Origin of the sequence: Mesorhizobium sp. M7A.F.Ca.US.014.04.1.1, assembly GCF_003998745.1 — a bacterium.
Classification (GTDB): Bacteria; Pseudomonadota; Alphaproteobacteria; order Rhizobiales; family Rhizobiaceae; genus Mesorhizobium; species Mesorhizobium ciceri.
In genome coordinates, this window is record NZ_RZRW01000666.1 from 1 (window position 1) to 2866 (window position 2866).

Consider the following 2866-nt stretch of genomic DNA (forward strand, 5'->3'; position numbering starts at 1 on the left):
ATCGCCGATCTGCGCCCGGCGGATTTGCGCGGCTTCCTTGCCGCCCGCCGCAATGCCGGCGCCGGCGCCCGCACGCTGGGCCGGGGTCTCGCCGGCATTCGTTCGCTGCTGCGTTTCCTCGAGCGGCGCGGCCTCGCCAATGCGGCCGGTGCGGCGGCACTGCGCGCGCCGCGCCAGCCCAAATCGCTGCCCAAGCCGCTGACGGCGAGCGATGCCAAGCATATCGTTTCCATCGAAGGCCAACTGGCGGAGGAACCCTGGATCGCAGCCCGCAACGCCGCCGTGCTGACGCTGCTCTACGGCTCTGGCCTGCGCATTTCCGAGGCGCTCGGCCTGACCGGCGCCGATCTGGCGTCGGCGGCCGACACGGTGCTGCGCGTTGCCGGCAAGGGCGGCAAGACGCGCCTGGTGCCGGTGCTGCCGGTGGCGCTCAGGGCAATCGCCGAATATCGCCGGCTCTGCCCCTACCATCTCGACCCCAAGGGCCTGTTGTTTCGCGGCGCCCGCGGCGGCCCGCTCAACCCGGCCATCGTCCAGCGCGACATGGCCAAGCTGCGCTCGGCGCTCAACCTGCCCGATACCGCGACGCCGCATGCACTGCGCCATTCCTTCGCCACGCATCTGCTCGGCCGCGGCGGTGATTTGCGCACCATCCAGGAACTGCTCGGCCACGCCAGCCTGTCGACGACGCAAATCTACACCGGCGTCGACACCGCGAGGCTGCTCGAGATTTATGAGCAGGCGCATCCCAGGGCGTGAACGCCAGTAACGTTCACCATTTGGCCGAAAGCCTCCCCAACGTCGTCATCCCTGGGCGAAGCAGGAGCGAAGCTCCGTCGCGGAGACCCTGGGATGACGAAGAAATGGGCGTTTCCGCTAATCGTTGAAGCATGAGCCCCATCGACGTCAGTTGAGCGCGATAGCCAGTCCAAGACAATTTCTCAGCACAGGTTAACCGTTTTGCCGCTTTTCAGTCCTAGAAGAGGCTCATGAAACGCGTCATAGCCATCGCCGACCGTGCTGCTTCCGTGTCGCTGAAGCTGCTCGTCGCGCTCAATGTTCTGTTCTTCCTGTCGTTCCTCGCCGTGCTGCTGTTCGCGGCCGGCAAGGCGCATGCCGAAGTCCCGACCTGCACCGGTGCCGACATGCTGTCGGCCCTGCAGAAGAACGATCCGGCGAGCTACCGCAAGATCGAAGCGGAAGCCGCCGCGACGCCGAACGGCAAGGGCCTGTTATGGAAGCTGGAAAAGCCCGGCGAGAAGCCGTCCTTCCTGTTCGGCACCATGCATATGACCGACCCGCGCGTCACCACGCTGCCTCCCGAAGCGCAGAAAGCCTATGACGCCGCCGGCACCATCATCATCGAAACCACGGACGTGCTCGACAAGCAGAAGATGATGGTCGCGATGCTCAAAGAGCCGGACCTGATGATGTTCACTGATTCGACGACGCTGGCGTCGCTGCTGTCGCCCGACGATGCGGCGGCCATGAACGCCGCGCTCGACGCACGCGGCATTCCTCCGGCAACGGTTGCCAAGATGAAGCCGTGGATGCTCTCGGCCATGATGGCACTGCCGGCCTGCGAGCTGGCCCGCCAGTCAGGCGGCGCCCCGGTGCTCGATGTCAGACTGGCGCAAGGTGCGAAGGCTTCCGGCAAGCCGGTGGAAGGATTGGAGACGGCTGAAAGCCAGCTGCGCGCCATGGCCTCGCTGCCGCTGGCGTTTCACATGAAGGGCCTCGTCGACACGCTGAAGCTCGGCGATAAGATCAACGACATCAACGAAACCATGATCGTGCTCTACCAGCGCGGCGACACCGGAATGTTCTGGCCGCTGTTTCGCGTGGCCATGCCGGAGGGCACGGACGACCCCGCGGGCTATGCGGCGTTCGAGGAAACCATGATCACCAGCCGCAACAAGGTGATGGTCGAGCATGCCGAACCGATCCTTGCCAGGGGCAACGTCTTCATGGCGGTCGGCGCCCTCCACCTTCCCGGCCCCGAAGGCCTGGTCGAGGATTTCCGCAAGGCCGGTTACACCGTCACGCCTGTCGGACTTTAGTGACTTCAGCTTACTTCGCCAGGATCTGGGCCAGCATCGCCGGGACGACCATCCGGTGAAACGGCATGATGATCGCGAGATAGGCGCGCCCGAGCCAATTGTGCGTCTTGACGATCGTCGTCGCGGCCACCTCTTGCCGGCCGCTGCCAAGATCCCTGACTTCGACCAGAACACGGAAATCGAGATGTCGGTCGTCGAGGCCAAGCACAACCTTGCCGGGAAACTGGCTGATGAGCGGAAATATCCCGATCCGGCCCGACGGCAACACCGCAGTTTCCAAGCCCGTCTTCAGCCGGAACGGCCTGACGGCAAGATTGCGCAGCGCCATGAGCCTGCCGACCCAGGGCGGCGTTCGCCCCAGAGCGCGTTCGGCCGCGCCGAATGCGGTTAAGGAAAGGCCTTCAGTGACCAGCACATAGCGGTCTGCGAACTGGGCTCTGGCGAGAGCATCGCAGTGATTCGGGACAAGCTGAGCTGACGGATTCGTCACGGCAAAACCCTCTGATTCGACCTTAACAGACGCAAACTTGGCGCGCTGCGTGGCGAAACGACGCCACTCCGGCTGCGGAAGGGCAGGATTGTCCTTGTTTTTGGCGTTTTCCAACCCTAGCGTGAAACCAGTTCAATGATTGCGCGTTGTATGGTGTTGATTGATATTTTTCATCCACGGAGGACACTTTTATGGCGAACACACCGAATCCAAACGACCCGTTCAATTCGTCCACCAACGCACCAAGGCCAAGTGGCGGCGGCGGTGGTAGCGGTTGGCTGATTGCACTGGTCGTCGTTATTCTGGCGGTTTTGCC

Annotated in this window: 3 protein-coding genes; 2 read left to right on the plus strand and 1 reads right to left on the minus strand. The window is 63.6% G+C overall.

Translation table 11 applies throughout. From position 1 onward, the window contains the following. Both EOA22_RS29585 and EOA22_RS29590 read left to right on the plus strand, forming a co-directional pair. A partial coding sequence (locus tag EOA22_RS29585; RefSeq protein ID WP_164755985.1) for a tyrosine recombinase XerC occupies positions 1–759 on the plus strand: 759 nt, incomplete at its 5' end. 230 nt (positions 760–989) lie between these two features. Then, on the plus strand, positions 990–2060 hold the full coding sequence (locus tag EOA22_RS29590; protein ID WP_063169536.1) for a TraB/GumN family protein: 1071 nt from the start codon (positions 990–992) through the stop codon (positions 2058–2060). A gap of 10 nt (positions 2061–2070) precedes the next feature. Here the strand turns inward: EOA22_RS29590 and EOA22_RS29595 are convergent, their stop codons facing one another. Further along, positions 2071–2550: a DUF2867 domain-containing protein gene (locus tag EOA22_RS29595; RefSeq protein ID WP_063170405.1), complete on the minus strand. Its 480-nt coding sequence runs from the start codon at positions 2548–2550 to the stop codon at positions 2071–2073. Positions 2551–2866: the final 316 nt, after the last annotated feature.